The organism is Arthrobacter sp. TJ-236 (assembly GCF_058269235.1).
Genome location: NZ_JBZCNI010000001.1, coordinates 225,846 through 241,348, shown reverse-complemented (window position 1 = coordinate 241,348; position 15,503 = coordinate 225,846). Strand labels below are relative to the sequence as shown.

13 protein-coding genes are annotated in these 15,503 nt (G+C 69.6%); 4 read left to right on the top strand and 9 right to left on the bottom strand.

What is annotated here, in order from left to right; all coding sequences use genetic code 11:
* The first annotated feature begins 515 nt into the window (after positions 1-515).
* On the top strand, positions 516-2,144 hold the full coding sequence (locus AC4D16_RS01030; protein ID WP_490954643.1) for a DUF349 domain-containing protein: 1,629 nt from the start codon (positions 516-518) through the stop codon (positions 2,142-2,144).
* Positions 2,145-2,236: 92 nt separating this feature from the next.
* Positions 2,237-2,899 carry a hypothetical protein gene (locus tag AC4D16_RS01025; RefSeq protein ID WP_490953637.1) on the top strand — a complete coding sequence of 221 codons (663 nt, stop codon included), beginning with the start codon at positions 2,237-2,239 and terminating at the stop codon, positions 2,897-2,899.
* 24 nt (positions 2,900-2,923) lie between these two features.
* Here AC4D16_RS01025 and AC4D16_RS01020 read toward each other — a convergent pair whose 3' ends face one another.
* From AC4D16_RS01020 to pdxT, 9 genes are all read right to left on the bottom strand, one after another.
* Complete coding sequence (locus AC4D16_RS01020; RefSeq protein ID WP_490949288.1) at positions 2,924-5,344, bottom strand: RelA/SpoT family protein; 2,421 nt, start codon at positions 5,342-5,344, stop codon at positions 2,924-2,926.
* Positions 5,345-5,457: 113 nt separating this feature from the next.
* Entirely contained in the window at positions 5,458-6,456 is a 999-nt protein-coding gene (gene secF / locus AC4D16_RS01015; protein WP_490949289.1) for a protein translocase subunit SecF, read from the bottom strand.
* Positions 6,453-8,255 carry a protein translocase subunit SecD gene (gene secD, locus AC4D16_RS01010; protein WP_490953636.1) on the bottom strand — a complete coding sequence of 601 codons (1,803 nt, stop codon included), beginning with the start codon at positions 8,253-8,255 and terminating at the stop codon, positions 6,453-6,455. Before secD ends, secF begins: the two co-directional genes overlap by 4 nt.
* 88 nt (positions 8,256-8,343) lie before the next feature.
* Complete coding sequence (yajC, locus tag AC4D16_RS01005) at positions 8,344-8,925, bottom strand: preprotein translocase subunit YajC (protein WP_490953635.1); 582 nt, start codon at positions 8,923-8,925, stop codon at positions 8,344-8,346.
* A 100-nt stretch (positions 8,926-9,025) separates the two neighbouring features.
* Positions 9,026-10,111: a Holliday junction branch migration DNA helicase RuvB gene (gene ruvB / locus AC4D16_RS01000; RefSeq protein WP_490954642.1), complete on the bottom strand. Its 1,086-nt coding sequence runs from the start codon at positions 10,109-10,111 to the stop codon at positions 9,026-9,028.
* Between the two features lie 38 nt (positions 10,112-10,149).
* Entirely contained in the window at positions 10,150-10,821 is a 672-nt protein-coding gene (gene ruvA / locus AC4D16_RS00995; RefSeq protein WP_490953634.1) for a Holliday junction branch migration protein RuvA, read from the bottom strand.
* A 234-nt stretch (positions 10,822-11,055) separates the two neighbouring features.
* Positions 11,056-11,652, bottom strand: coding sequence for a crossover junction endodeoxyribonuclease RuvC (gene ruvC, locus AC4D16_RS00990; protein WP_490953633.1), 597 nt, complete (start codon positions 11,650-11,652; stop codon positions 11,056-11,058).
* A 60-nt stretch (positions 11,653-11,712) separates the two neighbouring features.
* Positions 11,713-12,468: a YebC/PmpR family DNA-binding transcriptional regulator gene (locus tag AC4D16_RS00985; RefSeq protein WP_490953632.1), complete on the bottom strand. Its 756-nt coding sequence runs from the start codon at positions 12,466-12,468 to the stop codon at positions 11,713-11,715.
* A 2-nt stretch (positions 12,469-12,470) separates the two neighbouring features.
* The gene (gene pdxT / locus AC4D16_RS00980; protein ID WP_490953631.1) at positions 12,471-13,337 is read right to left on the bottom strand and encodes a pyridoxal 5'-phosphate synthase glutaminase subunit PdxT; all 867 of its coding nucleotides are present in this window, start codon (positions 13,335-13,337) and stop codon (positions 12,471-12,473) included.
* Between the two features lie 82 nt (positions 13,338-13,419).
* Between pdxT and AC4D16_RS00975 the strand changes: the two genes are divergently transcribed.
* A complete protein-coding gene (locus AC4D16_RS00975) occupies positions 13,420-14,691 on the top strand; it encodes a MurT ligase domain-containing protein (protein ID WP_490949296.1) in 1,272 nt (423 codons plus the stop codon).
* Positions 14,691-15,461: a type 1 glutamine amidotransferase gene (locus tag AC4D16_RS00970; RefSeq protein ID WP_490953630.1), complete on the top strand. Its 771-nt coding sequence runs from the start codon at positions 14,691-14,693 to the stop codon at positions 15,459-15,461. The genes AC4D16_RS00975 and AC4D16_RS00970 overlap by 1 nt, the downstream gene beginning before the upstream one ends.
* Positions 15,462-15,503: the final 42 nt, after the last annotated feature.

Below are 15,503 nucleotides of genomic sequence, written 5' to 3'. Positions count from 1 at the left end.
CACCCGGACTCACGGGCCGCCGCGCCGCTGGATACAGTAGCCTCAGGGCAGGTTCCGCGGAATCACGCACCTTCGGCGCGATCCGCAGCACCCGTCCGACCCAGCACGACCTGCATGACCATGGCCCCGGCGTAGCTCAGGGCCATCCGACGAGCGAAAGACTTGTAGCGGTGACACACAGTCAGCAATCCGACGACACGACCATGGACCGTGACCTCCAGGAGGACAGCGCCCCGCGCGACACCTCCGGGACCGCACCGATGGCCGGCCCCACACCCGACGCACTGGAAACCTCCGAGGCTCCCCTGACGGTCGAGACGGCCGAGACGACCGAGGGTCCCCTGACGGACGACGCCACCGAGGCGACCGATGCTTCCGGGACGGACGACGCCCCCGATGCGCTCCACACTCCCGGGACAGCCGACGCTCCCGTCGCCTCCGACGTCGCCGACGTGGATGCGCCTGGGGTGAACGATGCTCCTGAGGCTCCCACGCCGGCCGATGCTGCCCGGACGATCTCCCCGGATGACGTCGCAGACGCCACGTCCCCGGATGCGACGGAGGCCGCAAGCCCCGCGTCCGAGCACGCCGACTCCTCGCCGGACGCCGCGCCCACCACAGCGCCCGACGCGACTATTGAGGCCACTCCCGACGCCGAACCAGTGCCGGCTTCCGCCGCGCCGGAAACGGCCGGGGCAGCCGCGCCCGAGCTCGCACCGGCCGCGACGGCGACGGCGGAGCCCGCCGCACCGCTCGCGGACGAGCCAGCCCCCCTGAGTCCGCCCACGCCCGCAACGGCAGCACCTCGCCCTCCGCTGCCCACGGCGATGGTTCCGCGCCCGTCGCGGAAGGCCGCACCGCCGATCGTCGCGCCGCCCGCGCACAGCACCCCCCTCGCCGAAGCCGCCAAGTTCGCCCGCGTCGAGGAGGACGGTCACGTCTTCCTGATCGTCGACGGCTCCGAGCACGCGGTGGGCCAGTACCCCGATGCCACACAGGAGGAGGCGCTGGCGTACTTCGTCCGCAAGTACGACGACGTCGCGAGCCAGGTCGCCCTGCTCGAACAGCGGGTGCACGCCAAGGCGCCGTCGTCGGACATGACGAAGACGGCAAAGCACCTGCGCGCGCAGGTGGGCGAGCGCACCATGGTGGGCGACGTTCTGGCGCTCGAAGCGCGTATCGATGCCCTGCTCGCCGCACTCAGCGGCCTGGAGAAGGCCGAACGGGCCGCGCAGGAGGAGCTGAAGGCCAAGGAGCTGGCAGCCCGGGAGGCGATCGTCGCCGAGGCCGAGGAACTCGCCGGACGCGACCCGGCCACCGTGCAGTGGAAGGCCAGCAGCACGCGGATGAACGAGTTGTTCGAGGTGTGGAAGACCGCCCAGAAGACCGGGCCGAGGCTCGGACGGGGCACGGAGGACGCCCTCTGGAAGCGGTTCCGCTCCGCGCGGACCGTGTTCGATCGGCATCGCCGCGCCTACTTCTCCCAGCTCGACACCGACAACGCCGCGGCGAAGCAGGCCAAGGAGGCGCTGATCAAGCGCGCCGAGCAGCTCTCCGAATCGACGGACTGGGGCCAGACGGCCGCTGAGTACCGGCGCCTCATGGACGAATGGAAGGCCTCGAAGCGGGCCAGCCGGAAGGACGACGACGCCCTCTGGGCTCGCTTCCGCGCCGCCCAGGACCGCTTCTTCGAAGCCCGCAAGAGCGCCAACGAGGCCGTGGACGAGGAGTACGCCACGAACCTCGTGGCGAAGGAGGCCCTGCTCAAGGAGGCGCGGCAGATCCTGCCGGTCAAGGATCTCGCGGCGGCGAAGAAGGCCCTGCAGTCCGTCCGCGACCGCTGGGACGAGGCAGGCAAGGTGCCGCGGGCGGACATGGGGCGGATCGACGCCGGCCTCCGTCAGGTCGAGGACGCCGTCAAGGCCGCGGAGGACGAGAACTGGTCGAAGACCAATCCCGAGACCAAGGCACGCACCAACAGTGCGCTGAGTCAGCTCGAGGCGACCATCGCGCAGCTCAAGGAGGACCTCGCCGCTGCGGAACGTGCGGGGGACGCGAAGAAGATCGCGACCGCTCGCGAGGCACTCACCGCCCGCGAGCAGTGGCTCGAGATGCTGCAGCGCTCGGCACAGGACTTCTCCTAGCTACAGAGCTGCCCGCGAAGCCCTCCGGTCCCGTTGTCCACAACGGAGCCGGAGGGCTTTCACATGGGCAACGGGATGGCGATGCTGGGGTGATGCCGCCCCTGCACAGCATCCACGCATCAGCACCACCCGAGCGGGTGCTGGGCGACGGCGGTTCCCCCATCACATCCACCGGCGGTGCCCTGTTCCACGCGGGTGAGATCTTCACCTCGGCCGAGCTCCAGGCCATGCGACTCGACGGCCTCGTTCACCTCGTGATCGGGCAGTCCTATCTGCGCAGCGACTTCCGCGAGGATCCGGCCACGAGATCACAGGCCGCCGCACGCAGCGTCCCGCACTCCCTCCGCCCGCGCGTCGCCCTCGGCCGGTCCTGCGCCGCCTGGGTCTACGGGTGCGCCCCGGCGCCGGCCGTCATCAGCCTCGTGACGGACCACCGCCGGAGGACGACGGCGCTGCCGCCGTTCACCGCCGCCGTGATGCACCAGGTGGCGCTCGGCCCCTTCGACGTGAACCTCGTGGGTGGGGTCTCCGTCACCACTCCGCTGCGCACGGCGCTCGACGTCGCGGTGCACGGTGAGGACCGGGATGCCGTGCCCATCCTGCGAGCGATCGGCGACGCTCGCGAGCTGGACTGCCCCCTGCGGCTCGTCGAAGCCGCACTGGTCACCGCCGTCCGTGTGCCGGGGAAGACCCGCGCGCTGACCCGTCTGCGGCGGGCACAAGAACCGGAACAGGAAAGGAGCGCGCCGAGGTGAAGGGAGCGTCCATGCAGGAGGACGTCAGGAGCGCCGCTGCGAGCCCGTGGTGCGGTAGACGTCGAACACGCCGTCGATGCGCCGCACCGCGCTGAGGATGTGATTGAGGTACTTCGGATCGCCCATCTCGAAGGCGAAGCGCGACATCGCCACGCGATCCGACGAGGTGTTCACGTTGGCCGCGAGGATGTTCACGTGGTTCTCCGCGAGGACGCTCGTCACGTCGGAGAGCAGGCTCTTGCGGTCCAGTGCCTCGACCTGGATCTCCACGAGGAAGACGCTGGACTGCGTGGGAGCCCAGTCGACCGGGACGATCCGGTCGGGCTGGTCCCGGAGCTCCTGCACATTCCGGCAGTCGTTGCGGTGCACGGACACGCCGGAACCGCGCGTGACGAACCCGATGATCGGATCCGGCGGTACCGGGGTGCAGCATCGCGCCAGCTTGACCCACACGTCCCCGACTCCGCGGACCGTCACGCCCGAGTCGGAGAACTTCGGGCGTCGCGGCTGCGAGGGGACCACCGTCTCGGCGATCTTCTCCTCGGCGTCCTCGTGCCCGCCCATGAGCGCCACGAGGTGCTCGATCACGTTCTGGGCGGAGGTGTGACCGTCCCCGACGGCGGCGTAGAGAGCGGAGATGTCGTGGTGCTTGAGATCCTCGGCCACCGACATCAGCGCGCTGTGAGTCATCATGCGCTGGAGCGGCAGGTTCTGCTTGCGCATGGCGCGCGTCAGCAGCTCCTTGCCCTTGTCGATCGCCTCCTCGCGGCGCTCCTTGGTGAACCACTGCCGGATCTTGTTGCGCGCCCGCGGGCTCTTGACGAAGCCCTGCCAGTCCTGGCTGGGCCCCGCCCCTTCGGCCTTGGAGGTGAAGATCTCCACCCAGTCGCCGTGGTTCAGCTCGCTGTTGAGCGGGACCAGCTTCCCGTTGACCCGGGCACCGATGGTGCGGTGTCCCACCTCGGTATGGACGGCGTAGGCGAAATCGACCGGCGTCGACCCGGCGGGGAGCGCCATGACCTCGCCCTTGGGCGTGAAGACGAAGACCTCGCGGGCGTTGATCTCGAACCGCAGGGAGTCGAGGAACTCGTCGGGGTCCGCGGTCTCCTGCTGCCAGTCGACCAGGCTCCTCAGCCAGCCCATGTCCCCGTTGTCGGGGGCCTCGAGCTGCTTGCCGCCGTTCTTGTACTTCCAGTGCGCTGCCACGCCGTACTCGGCCCGGCGGTGCATGTCGTGGGTGCGGATCTGGATCTCCACCGGCTTGCCGCCCGGACCGATGACCGTGGTGTGGAGCGACTGGTACATGTTGAACTTGGGCATCGCGATGTAGTCCTTGAACCGCCCGGGCAGGGGGTTCCAGCGCGAGTGCAGGGAGCCAAGGGTCGCGTAGCAGTCACGGACGCTGTCCACGAGGACGCGCACGCCCATGAGGTCGTGGATGTCGTCGAAGTCCTTACCGCGGACGATCATCTTCTGGTAGATCGAGTAGTAGTGCTTCGGCCGGCCGGTGATGGTCGCCTTGATCTTCACGGCCCGCAGGTCCTCCTCGACCTGGTTGCGCACCAGACCGAGGTGCTTCTCCCGCTCAGGGGTCCTGTCCCCCACCATCCGGACGATCTCCTCGTACACCTTCGGGTGCAGGGCGGCGAAGGAGAGATCCTCCAACTCCCATTTGATGGTGTTCATGCCGAGGCGGTGCGCCAGCGGCGCGAAGATCTCGAGCGTCTCCCTGGCCTTCTTGGCAGAGGAGGCCGCCGAGACGAAGCGCCAGGTCCGCGCGTTGTGCAGGCGGTCGGCCAGCTTGATGACGAGGACCCGGATGTCCTTGGCCATGGCGACGACCATCTTGCGGACCGTCTCGGCCTGCGCGGCGTCCCCGAAGGACACCTTGTCCAGCTTCGTGACGCCGTCCACGAGCATGGCCACCTCGGGGCCGAAGTCGCGCTTGAGCTCCTCGAGCGTGTAGGAGGTGTCTTCGACGGTGTCGTGCAGCAGCGCGGCGGCGAGCGTGGTGCCGGTCATGCCGAGTTCGGCGAGGATCGTGGCGACCGCGACGGGGTGGGTGATGTAGGGGTCACCGCTCTTGCGCTTCTGCCCCTCGTGGCTCCGCTCGGCGACGAGGTAGGCGCGCTGGATGAGGTCCAGGTCCTCTTTCGGGTTGTTCGCACGGACGGTTCGCAGCAGCGGCTCCAGCACGGGCGAGTACCCGGACGATCCCCGCCCCGTCAGGCGGGCGATGCGGGCCCTGGTGCGTCCGCGCCGACCGGGTGCCGCCTGGTCGCCCGGCGGCAGAGGCCGTGCCGACGGCGGGGTCTCGGGCTGCACGAGCCCGCGGGAGGGTTCGGGCGACCGGGGTGCGTCCGTGGCCACCCTGCCCGCCGATGCTGGCGCGCCGGCGTCCTGACCGTCCATCGGACGATCGACGGGTTCCGCCGCTTCAGCCATGCGCACGTTCCTCGGTCTCGATCCAGGGTTGCGAGGCACTCATCCGCCGTGCGGAGAGCGCCGGTGACAAGTCTAGCCGCGGAGGAGCGGCCGTTCTCCGCGGCTCCTCCGACTCAGACCGATGCCTCCTCGAGTGACCGGCGGTTCTGCACCTTCTTCTCCTGCTTGCGCAGCTCCGGTTCGTTGAGCCGCAGAGCGGCGTACAGCGGGGCGGCGATGAAGATGGTGCCCAGTGTCCCGAGGATGATCCCGATGAACAACGCGAGGGACAGGTCCTGGAGCGTTCCGGCGCCGAGGAGGAAAGCACCGATGAACAGGATGGAGGCCACGGGGAGGATCGCGACGACCGAGGTGTTGATGGACCGGACGAGCGTCTGGTTCACCGCGAGATTGACCTGCTCCGCGAACGTCCGCTTGGTGGAGATGGTCACGTCCGCTGTGTTCTCCCGGATCTTGTCGAACACCACCACGGTGTCGTAGAGCGCGTAGCTGAGGATGGTCAGGAACCCGATGATGGCGGACGGTGTGACCTCGAAGTCGCTCAGCGAGTACAGCCCGGCGGTGACCACCATGACCACCACGAGCGCGGCCATCGCGGCCAGGGACATCTTCCACGTGCGGAAGTAGATGGCCATGAAGATGGCGGCGAGCAGGACGAACGCACCGAAGCCGATCAGCGCCTGGCGGCTGACGTCCTCGCCCCAGGTCGGTCCGACGAAGCTGGAGGTGACCTGGTCCTCCGAGACGCCGTACCCACTCACGAGGTTGTCGCGGACGCTGAGCGTCTGGTCGTCGGTGAGGCGCTCGGTCTGGACTCGCATGGTGTCCGCGGCGATGTTGGTGACCCTCGGGACGGCGTCGGGAACGACGTCGGTCACCGCGCCCTCGCCGATCGCGACGTCGGTGTTCTCCGTGGCCGAGACGGTGAACTCGGAGCCTCCACGGAAATCGATGCCGAGGTTGAAGCCGCCCTTGACCACCGGGATGATGATCGAGATGAGCACCGCGATCCCCGCGATCAGGAACCAGAGGTTGCGCTTGGCGACGAAGGGGTAGGAGCGCTTCCCCGAGTACAGCTCGTTGCCGAAGGTGGCGAAGCTGGTGCGGCTCATTCGTGGGTCTCTTTCTGGGAGGAACCGGTACGCCCGGCGACGGTGGAGCCTGTGCGTCCGGCGGTCGGCTGTTCCATACGCTCCTCGGAACCGCTGCGCCCGGCGAGCGACTTCTGCTGCTCGGCGCGGCGACGCTCGGCGATGGTCATGCGACGTTCCGCCTCCGCCTCGGCCTTCTTGTTACGGGCACGCGTGACGACGACCCGCTTCTCGTCCGGATCGCGCAGGCGACCGGCACCGCGGTACAGCGGGATGCCACCGAGGCGGCTCGGATCGAGCCCCGACCACGGGTGGCCCTCGCCGAAGAACTTCGTCCTGGCCAGCAGCCTGAGGACGGGGTGCGTGAAGAGGAACACGACCACGAGGTCCGCGATCGCCGTCAGTCCGAGGGTGAACGCGAAGCCACGGACGTTCCCGACGGCGACGAAGTAGAGCACCAGTGCGGCCAGCAGGTTCACGGCCTTCGAGGCCAGGACCGTGCGCTTGGCGCGTCGCCAGCCGTTCTCGACCGCCGACACCAGACCGCGCCCGTCGCGCAGTTCGTCACGGATACGTTCGAAGTAGACGATGAAGGAGTCGGCCGTCTGGCCGATGGCGACGATCAACCCCGCCACACCGGCGAGCGAGAGACGGTAGTTCTCCGTCCAGCCGAGGATGCAGATGGCGAGGTACGTCAGGACACCTGCAACGACGAGCGAGGCGATGGTGACGAGGCCCAGCAGGCGGTACTGGAACATCGAGTACACGGCGACGAGGCCGAGCCCGATCAGACCCGCGATCAGGCCGAGCCTCAGCTGGTCCGCGCCCAGGGTGGCGGAGATCTGCTGCTCGCTCTGGATCTCGAAACTGATCGGCAGGGCCCCGTACTTCAGCTGCTCCGCGAGGGCCGCTGCGGATTCCTCGGTGAAGTTGCCGCTGATCTGCGGGTTACCGTCCGGGATGACGACGTTCGTGGTCGGCGCGGAGACGATCCGGCCGTCCAGGACGATGGCGAACTGGTTGCGGGGATCACCCCGACCGATCGCGTACAGGCGCTCGGTGACCTCGCGGAAGATCTCCGTGCCTTCGTCGTTGAAGTCGATGTTCACCGCCCAGGTGTTGAGCGACTGGCCCTGCGAGCCGCGCTGCAGGCCGAAGCTCGCCGAGGAGATGTCCGTGCCGGGCACTTCCACGGGACCGAGGATGTATTTGCCCTGGGTGTCCGGTTCGCACGCGACGAGCGGCTGATCGGCGGGGGCAGGCTCCTCCGCGGGCTCCAGGGAGGCAGGGTCGAGGCAGTCGAGGGCCTCGAATTCCCGGTACAGCTCCGGGGTGATCCAGTTCGGGTCGCTGGCGTTTTGCGGCTCTGCGGCCGGCTGCGGGAGTGCGTCCTCCGCGACGGGCGGATCGGCCGGCGCGGCCTGACCGGGACCGCCGGCCAGGACCGGCCGGAACTCCATCTGCGCCGAGGCCTGGATGAGATCGCGCGTCTCGGGATCCGGAGTGCCCGGCAGCGAGACGATCACGTTCTGGCCGGACTGCGTGTTGATCTCGGCCTCGGAGACGCCCGATCCGTCGACGCGCTGCCGGATGATCTCCACGGCCTGGTCCAGCTGCTCGGGGGTGATCTCGCTGCCGTCCTGCACGCGGGGGGCGAGGATCATCTGCGTGCCACCCTCGAGGTCGAGGGCGAGGCGCGGGCTCCAACTCGCGGTGCTCCAGTAGGAGCCCGCTCCGAGGAGGATCGCGAGCAGTGCTGTCAATGCACCCAGCCAGACTAGTGTCCGCTTGGCTGCCGTCCCGGGGCCGGTACGAGGCATGGTGGGGTGTCCTTATGCTGAGGCGCGCGTCATGGCGCCGGTTCGGTCCTTCGACGGGCGCAGCACGCTGTCCGCGCCCCTGGACATGCTAGTTGTCGCGCTTGACCGGGGGGTCGTTCGGACCCAGCGGGTCGCGCCCCTCGCGGTCCTGGTCGGGCAGGCCGGCCGCGCCGGTGGATGTGGCGGCGGTGGAACCGCCCGCGGTCGTACCGGTGGACCCCGTGGACCCGGCCGGGGCGGAGCGGTCGACGTCGTCGATCGAGGAGGCGTCGTCGGGGACCGACGAGGAGCCGAGCTCGTGCGCGGTGGCGTCGTCAGCGGTCGCCGTGTGGTCGACGTCGTCCGAGGAATCGGCGGCGGTCTCCTGCAGCACCACCTTGGAGAGAGCCTGCGTGTGCACCGTCGCGAAGGTTCCGGGCGACAGCTCGAGCACGGCCTTGTTGTTCTCCTGGTCGATCGACACGATGGTGCCGTAGAGCCCGAACTGGGTCATGACCTCGGTGCCCGGCTCCATCTGCGTCCGCATCTCCTTCACCTGCTGCTGGGCCTTGCGTTGGCGCCGGAACATGGAGAAGAGGAGGAAGGCGAGGAGCAGCGGCAGCAGCAGGCTGAAGATGTCGAACGGAGGGGCTTCTCCGGAGGCGGTCTGGGCGACTACAGCAGCGAGCACGTGGGGTTCCGATCCTGGGACTGGGTGTGGACGGCGTGGATGTGGGCCGGCACACGTTCGTGAGACACCAGTGTAAAGGTGAATACCGGGCGTCCCGACGTCAGGACTCGGGCTTCGCCCAGCTGTCAAGGGTCGATTCGCTGCCGAGGAGGTCTTCCGGAGCCACCGAGAACAGGTCCTCGGGCATGGCTGCCGCGACGTGCGGAGGCATGACCAGGCCGAGGTGCTGCCACGCCGCAGCGGTGGCGATCCTGCCGCGAGGGGTGCGTCCGAGCATCCCCTCCCGCACGAGGTAGGGCTCCGCGACGGTCTCCACCGTCTCGGGTTCCTCGCCCACGGCGATCGCGAGGGTGGAGAGTCCCACCGGACCTCCGTTGAACTTGGTGATCAGGGCGGTCAGCACCGACCTGTCGAGGCGATCCAGGCCCCGTGCGTCCACCTCGTACATGTCGAGTGCCGCGCCGGCCGCCCGCGCGTCGATGAGTTCCTCGCCGTGCACGAGGGCCCAGTCGCGGACACGGCGCAGCAGGCGGTTCGCGATACGCGGTGTGCCACGCGAGCGGCCGGCGACCTCCGCGAATGCGACCGAGTTGACCTTCATGTCCATCAGCATGGCCGACCGCCGCAGCACGAGTTCGAGTTCCTCCGTGGAGTAGAACTCGAGGTGCCCGGTGAAACCGAAACGGTCCCTGAGCGGTCCGGGCAGGAGTCCGGCCCGGGTGGTGGCGCCCACGAGGGTGAACGGAGGGAGTTCCAGCGGGATGGCCGTGGCCCCCGGGCCCTTGCCCACGATGATGTCGACGCGGAAATCCTCCATGGCCATGTAGAGCATCTCCTCGGCCGGGCGGGACATGCGGTGGATCTCGTCGAGGAAGAGCACCTCCCCCTCGGTCAGCGAGGAGAGGACGGCGGCGAGGTCGCCGGCGTGCTGGATGGCGGGGCCGGAGGTGATGCGCAGCGGCGCGTTCATCTCCGCGGCGATGATCATGGCGAGCGTCGTCTTGCCGAGTCCGGGTGGCCCCGACAGCAGCACGTGGTCCGCGCTGCGCCCGCGCATCCGGGAGGCCTCGAGCATCAGGGAGAGCTGGCGCCGCACCCGCTTCTGCCCCACGAAGTCGTCGAGGTTCTTCGGCCGGAGCGCGGCCTCGACCGCGCGGTCCTCGGGGTCGGCGGAGGCCGCGACCAGGGGGACGTCGTCGGGCTGGTGGTCCGGATGCCGGTCCGTCACGAGCCCACCGTCGTCCTCGTCGGGGCACCGGATTCGCGCGTCCCGGCGGACCTCGTGCGCGCCGAGCTCCGGGCGCCGTCCTGCCCGAGCCGGCGGAGGGTGAGTTTGAGGATCTGGCCCACGTCACCGGTCGCCGCGACCTCGGGCGCGTCGGCGACGGCTGCGTCGATGGCCGCGCCGGCGTCCTTCTCCGACCAGCCGAGGCCCATCATGGCGGTGAGGACCTGACCCTGCCACGTCGCCAGGGGGACGCCCGGCGCCGAGTCGAGCGGTACGAGCTTCCCGGCGAGCTCGAGCACGATCCGACGGGCTCCCTTCGGGCCAATGCCGGGTACCTTGCTGAAGGCCTTGTCATCTCCGGCCGACGCCGCGACGCGGATGGCCTCGGGAGTGTGCACCGCGAGCACGGCCAGAGCCAGGCGCGGGCCGACGCCGCTGACGGCAAGGAGGGTCTCGAAGACCTCGCGCTGGTCCGCGTCCTCGAACCCGAAGAGCGTCATCGAGTCCTCGCGGACGATCATCGCCGTGGCCACCGTGGCCTGCTCCCCCGTGCGCAACCCGGAGAGGGTCTGCGGCGTGGCCTGCACCTGCATGCCGAAACCGTTGACGTCGATCACGGCGGAGTGCAGACCGACGTGGGTCACTGTCCCGCGGAGGGAATTGATCATGGGGTGCTCCAGGGGGCGGAGGGACGGGAGATGAAGAGGTCGTTGACGTACCGACGGTCCACGTGGCGGCTGACCGCACCGCTGCCTTCGAAGATACGTTCTATTGCAGAACGGTACCGGCCGGGGTGCCGCCGGTCGAGCCGCCACACCGACGCGGGCGCGGCGCGGGCGCTCGGGCGACGCGAGAGCCGTCGCTCGAGCAAAGTGCAGAGCCGACTCTCGAGCAAACGTACGTCACCGACGTCGGGCGCGGGCTTCCGCCTCGGCCCAGATGCGCTGCGCCGGTGTGATCGCGGCGCCGCTCGCGGCTCCCCCGGTCGCGACGGCACCCGCGCCCGCACTCACGCCGCTGACGCTACGGCGCCACGCGTGCGTGATGGCGAGTGCCAGGGCATCCGCCGCGTCCGCGGGTCGCGGCGGCGTGTCGAGGCGCAGGATCTTCGTCACCATCTTGGTCACCGCCGCCTTGTCGGCCTGACCGTTACCGGTCACCGCCGCCTTGACCTCGGTGGGAGTGTGCAGGGCGACCGGCACGCCGCGGCGCGCCGCGGACACGATGACGACGCCGGAGGCCTGCGCGGTGCCCATGACGGTGCTGACGTTCAACTGGCTGAACACACGCTCGACCGCGAGCGCGTGCGGCTTGTGGAGATCGAGCCACAGGTCCACCGCCTCGGAGATGACGAGCAGCCGCTCGTCGAGGCTCCGGTGCGCTTCCGTCCCCACCACACCCACGGCCACGAGGGTGGAGCGCCGGTTCGGTTCGACGTCGACGACCGCGAGCCCGCAGCGCGTCAGTCCCGGATCCACGCCCATGACCCGGTACGTCACGGCAGGTCCCGGGTCGTGAGAGCCGCGGCGGCCGCGCGCATCACGGGGAAGGCCTCGATGTCAGTCGTCCTCGAGCTCGGCGAGCACGTCGTCGGGGAGGTGCGCGTTGGAGTAGACGTTCTGGACGTCGTCGAGCTCCTCGAGTGCGTCCACGAGCTTGAGGAACGTGCGCGCGCCGTCCGCGTCGAGGTCCACCTGCATGGAGGGGACGAACTCGACGTCGTCGGTCTCGTACTCGATGCTGCTCTCGTCCAGCGCGGCGACCACGGCGCGCAGGTCCTGGGGCTCGGAGACGATCTCGAACGAGTCGGCCGATTCCTTCACCTCGTCGGCGCCGGCGTCGAGGACGGACATCAGCAGTTCGTCCTCGGTGAGACCGTTCTTCGGCAGCGTCACGACACCCTTGCGTGTGAACAGGTACGCCACGGAGCCCGGGTCGGCGATCGTACCGCCATTGCGGGAGATGCCGAGGCGCACCTCGGAGGCGGCCCGGTTCTTGTTGTCCGTGAGGCACTCGATCAGCAGGGCCGAGCCCTGGGGTCCGCGCGCCTCGTACATGATCGTCTGGTAGTCGACTGCCTCGCCGAGCAGGCCCGCTCCGCGCTTGACCGCGCGGTTGATGTTGTCGATGGGAACCGACGTCTTCTTGGCCTTGGAGACAGCCAGCTCGAGGCCGGGGTTGCCCGCCACGTCCGCGCCGCCCGCACGCGCCGCGACCTCGATGTTCTTGATCAGCTTGGCGAAGGACTTCGCGCGCTTGGCGTCGATCGCGGCCTTCTTGTGCTTGGTTGTTGCCCATTTGGAGTGGCCCGACATGCTTACGCTTCTCCTCTGATCATCCGGATGAAAAGTTCATGGACCCGCCGCTCGCCGGTGACCTCCGGGTGGAAGCTCGTGGCCAGCAGGGTGCCAGAACGCACTGCGACAATCCTAGCGGCGCGTTCGGGCGCCGAGCCGGGCCCGGCGACGTCGTTCCCCGCACTGTCGTGTACGGGGTGTGAGGGCCGATCCGCCGACGCAGCGGGAGGGGTGGGCGCGGCCGGTACCTGGGCGAGGACCTGCACGGCCGGCCCCACCTGCTCCACCCACGGCGCGCGGATGAACACGGCGCGCACGGGCTCGGTCGCAGCCGATCGGTCCGTCGCGGCGAGGCCCTCGAAGGCGAGGTCCGTCTCGAAGGACTCGCGCTGGCGGCCGAAGGCGTTCCTCCGCACCACGATGTCCAGTCCACCGAGGGTCTGCTGGGGGTTCCCCTCCCGGTCGAGCGAGGGGTCCGCGACGACGTCGGAGAGCATGATCATGCCGGCGCAGGAACCGTAGACGGGCAGGCCCTGACGGATCAGTTCGCGCAGGGGCCCCGCCAGCCCGAACGTCCGGGTGAGCTTGTCGATGGTGGTCGACTCGCCGCCCGGGATGATCAGGCCGTCGATCGCCTCGAGCTCGGACGGCCGCCGTACGGGGATGGCCCGGGCGCCCAGCGATGCGAGCGTCGCCACGTGTTCGCGCACGTCGCCCTGCACCGCGAGCACTCCCACGACGACGGCGCGGCGGCCGGGCTCCGGCCCGGACTCCAGCCCCGACGACGGCGCGGGTCCGGGAGTTCGCTCCTCCCCCACACGGACGGAGCGACCTGCCGGGGACGGCACGATCTCCGCAGGGGACAGCACGGGGAGGGATGACGTCATCAGGCAAGTCTAGGTCGCCCGGGCCCGCGGTCCCGCGCCGCGCATGCCGGGCCGACGCCGGTGACTGCGATAGTTTTGACGCATGAATCCCCTTCCGGTCCTCCTGGGCAAGGCCGTGCGGTTCGCCTCCCGCCTGCGCGGCGGCGGCTCCGCCTTCCCGGGCCTCGTGGTCGAGCGCCTCGACCCCGCCTTCATGGGCCGCGCACTCTCGACGGTGCCCCGCGGCGTCGTGGTCATCAGCGGGACGAACGGCAAGACGACGACCACCAAGATGGTGGTGGAACTGCTCGAGGGTCAGGGCCTGACGGTCTTCACGAACCGCACCGGCAGCAACTTCACCCGAGGCGTCGCGGCAGCCCTGCTGGGCGCGGTGGACTGGCGCGGCCGCCTGACGGCCGACGTCGCCGTCCTGGAACTCGACGAGGCGCACGCGGTGCACTTCGTGAAACTCGTCCCGCCCCGCTACTCGCTCCTGCTCAACGTGCTGCGCGACCAGCTGGACCGCTTCGGCGAGATCGACGCGACCACGCGGCTGCTCGAGCGCATCGCGATGGCGACCACCGGCACGGTGGTGCTCAACCGCGAGGACCCCCGCGTCGCAGGGATCGCCTCCTCGGTAACCGGTGCCGCCGTCACCTACTTCGGCCTCGACGCCTCGCTCCGCAGCACGTTCCCGAACGACGACGAACTACGCGGTGCCGAGGGCACGGCGCCGGCGTCCGCGCTCCCGGCCGACGTCGTCCTCCGCTCGGTGGACGGCGCCTCGGCGCAGTTCGAGGTGGACGGGGTCCGAACCCGCACGGACCTCCGCCTGCGGGGCGTGTACAACATCTTCAACGCGGCAGCCGCGCTCGCCGCGGCTCGAGCTGTACTCGGTACCGCCGCGGACACCGACCGGCTCTTCGAGTCCCTCGCCGCCGTCGAACCCGCATTCGGCCGCGGCGAGAGCCTCGTGGTGGACGGACAGGCCCTCGAGCTGGTGCTCGTGAAGAACCCGAGCGGGTTCCGCCTGGGCCTCACGTCCTTCGACCCCGCGGGGTGCGCGACGATGATCGCCATCAACGACAACTACGCCGACGGCCGGGACATGTCCTGGCTGTGGGACGTCGACTTCGACTCGCTCGGCCTGGGCGGCGTGGAGATGGTGAGCGGCGTCCGCGCCTACGACATGGCGTTGCGGCTCACGTACGACGACGTCCGGGTGGGCGCCGTCGAGCCGGACATCACGGACGCCCTGAAGCAGTTCATCAGCGGCTCCCAGGGCCGTCCCAAGCGCATCTTCTGCACGTACACGGCCATGCTCGCGGTACGCCGCGAACTCTCCAGGATCACGAAGGTCGAGGTGGTCTCCTGATGACCGACGTCCCATCCGCCGCCGCCCTCAGCGAGGCCCCCGCCGATCCCGCGAAGGGCTCGCTGCGGATCCTGCAGCTGTACCCGCGGGAGATGAACATCTACGGCGACTACGGCAACGTGCTCGTGCTGAAGCAGCGGCTCGCCTGGCGTGGCTACGGTGCGGAGATCCTCGAGCACAACGTGGGTGACTCCTTCCCCGAGGACGTCGACCTCATCGTGGGCGGCGGCGGCCAGGACAGCGGGCAGGTGGTCATCCAGGACGATCTGCAGGCGATCGCGCCGAGGCTCCGCGAACTGGCCGAGGACGGCACACCGATGCTGCTGATCTGCGGGCTGTACCAGCTCTTCGGCAACGAGTTCCGGACGCACGAGGGAACGGTCATCCCCGGGATCGGGGTGCTGGACCTCGAGACCCGCGGGGGTACCGAGCGCCTCATCGGCAACGTGATGGCCGAGAGCGAGGAGTTCGGACAGATCCACGGGTACGAGAACCACAGCGGGCAGACGTTCCTCGGAGAGGGGCTGAAGCCGCTCGCCACGGTCACCAAGGGCGCGGGCAACAACGCCGAGGAGAGCCACGAGGGCGCGCGGCACCGCAACATCGTGGCCAGCTACCTCCACGGCTCGCTGCTCCCCAAGAATCCGGCGATCGCCGATTTCCTGCTCCGCACCGCGGCGGAGCGGAAGTTCGGCGCGTTCCAGGACGACGGCGTGGACGACACCCTGGCCGAGCTCGCCCGCAAGCACGCAGCGGCTCGGCCCCGCTGAGCTGATACCCGCTCGCGGAGAGCATGCCCTGCTCGGCGTCAA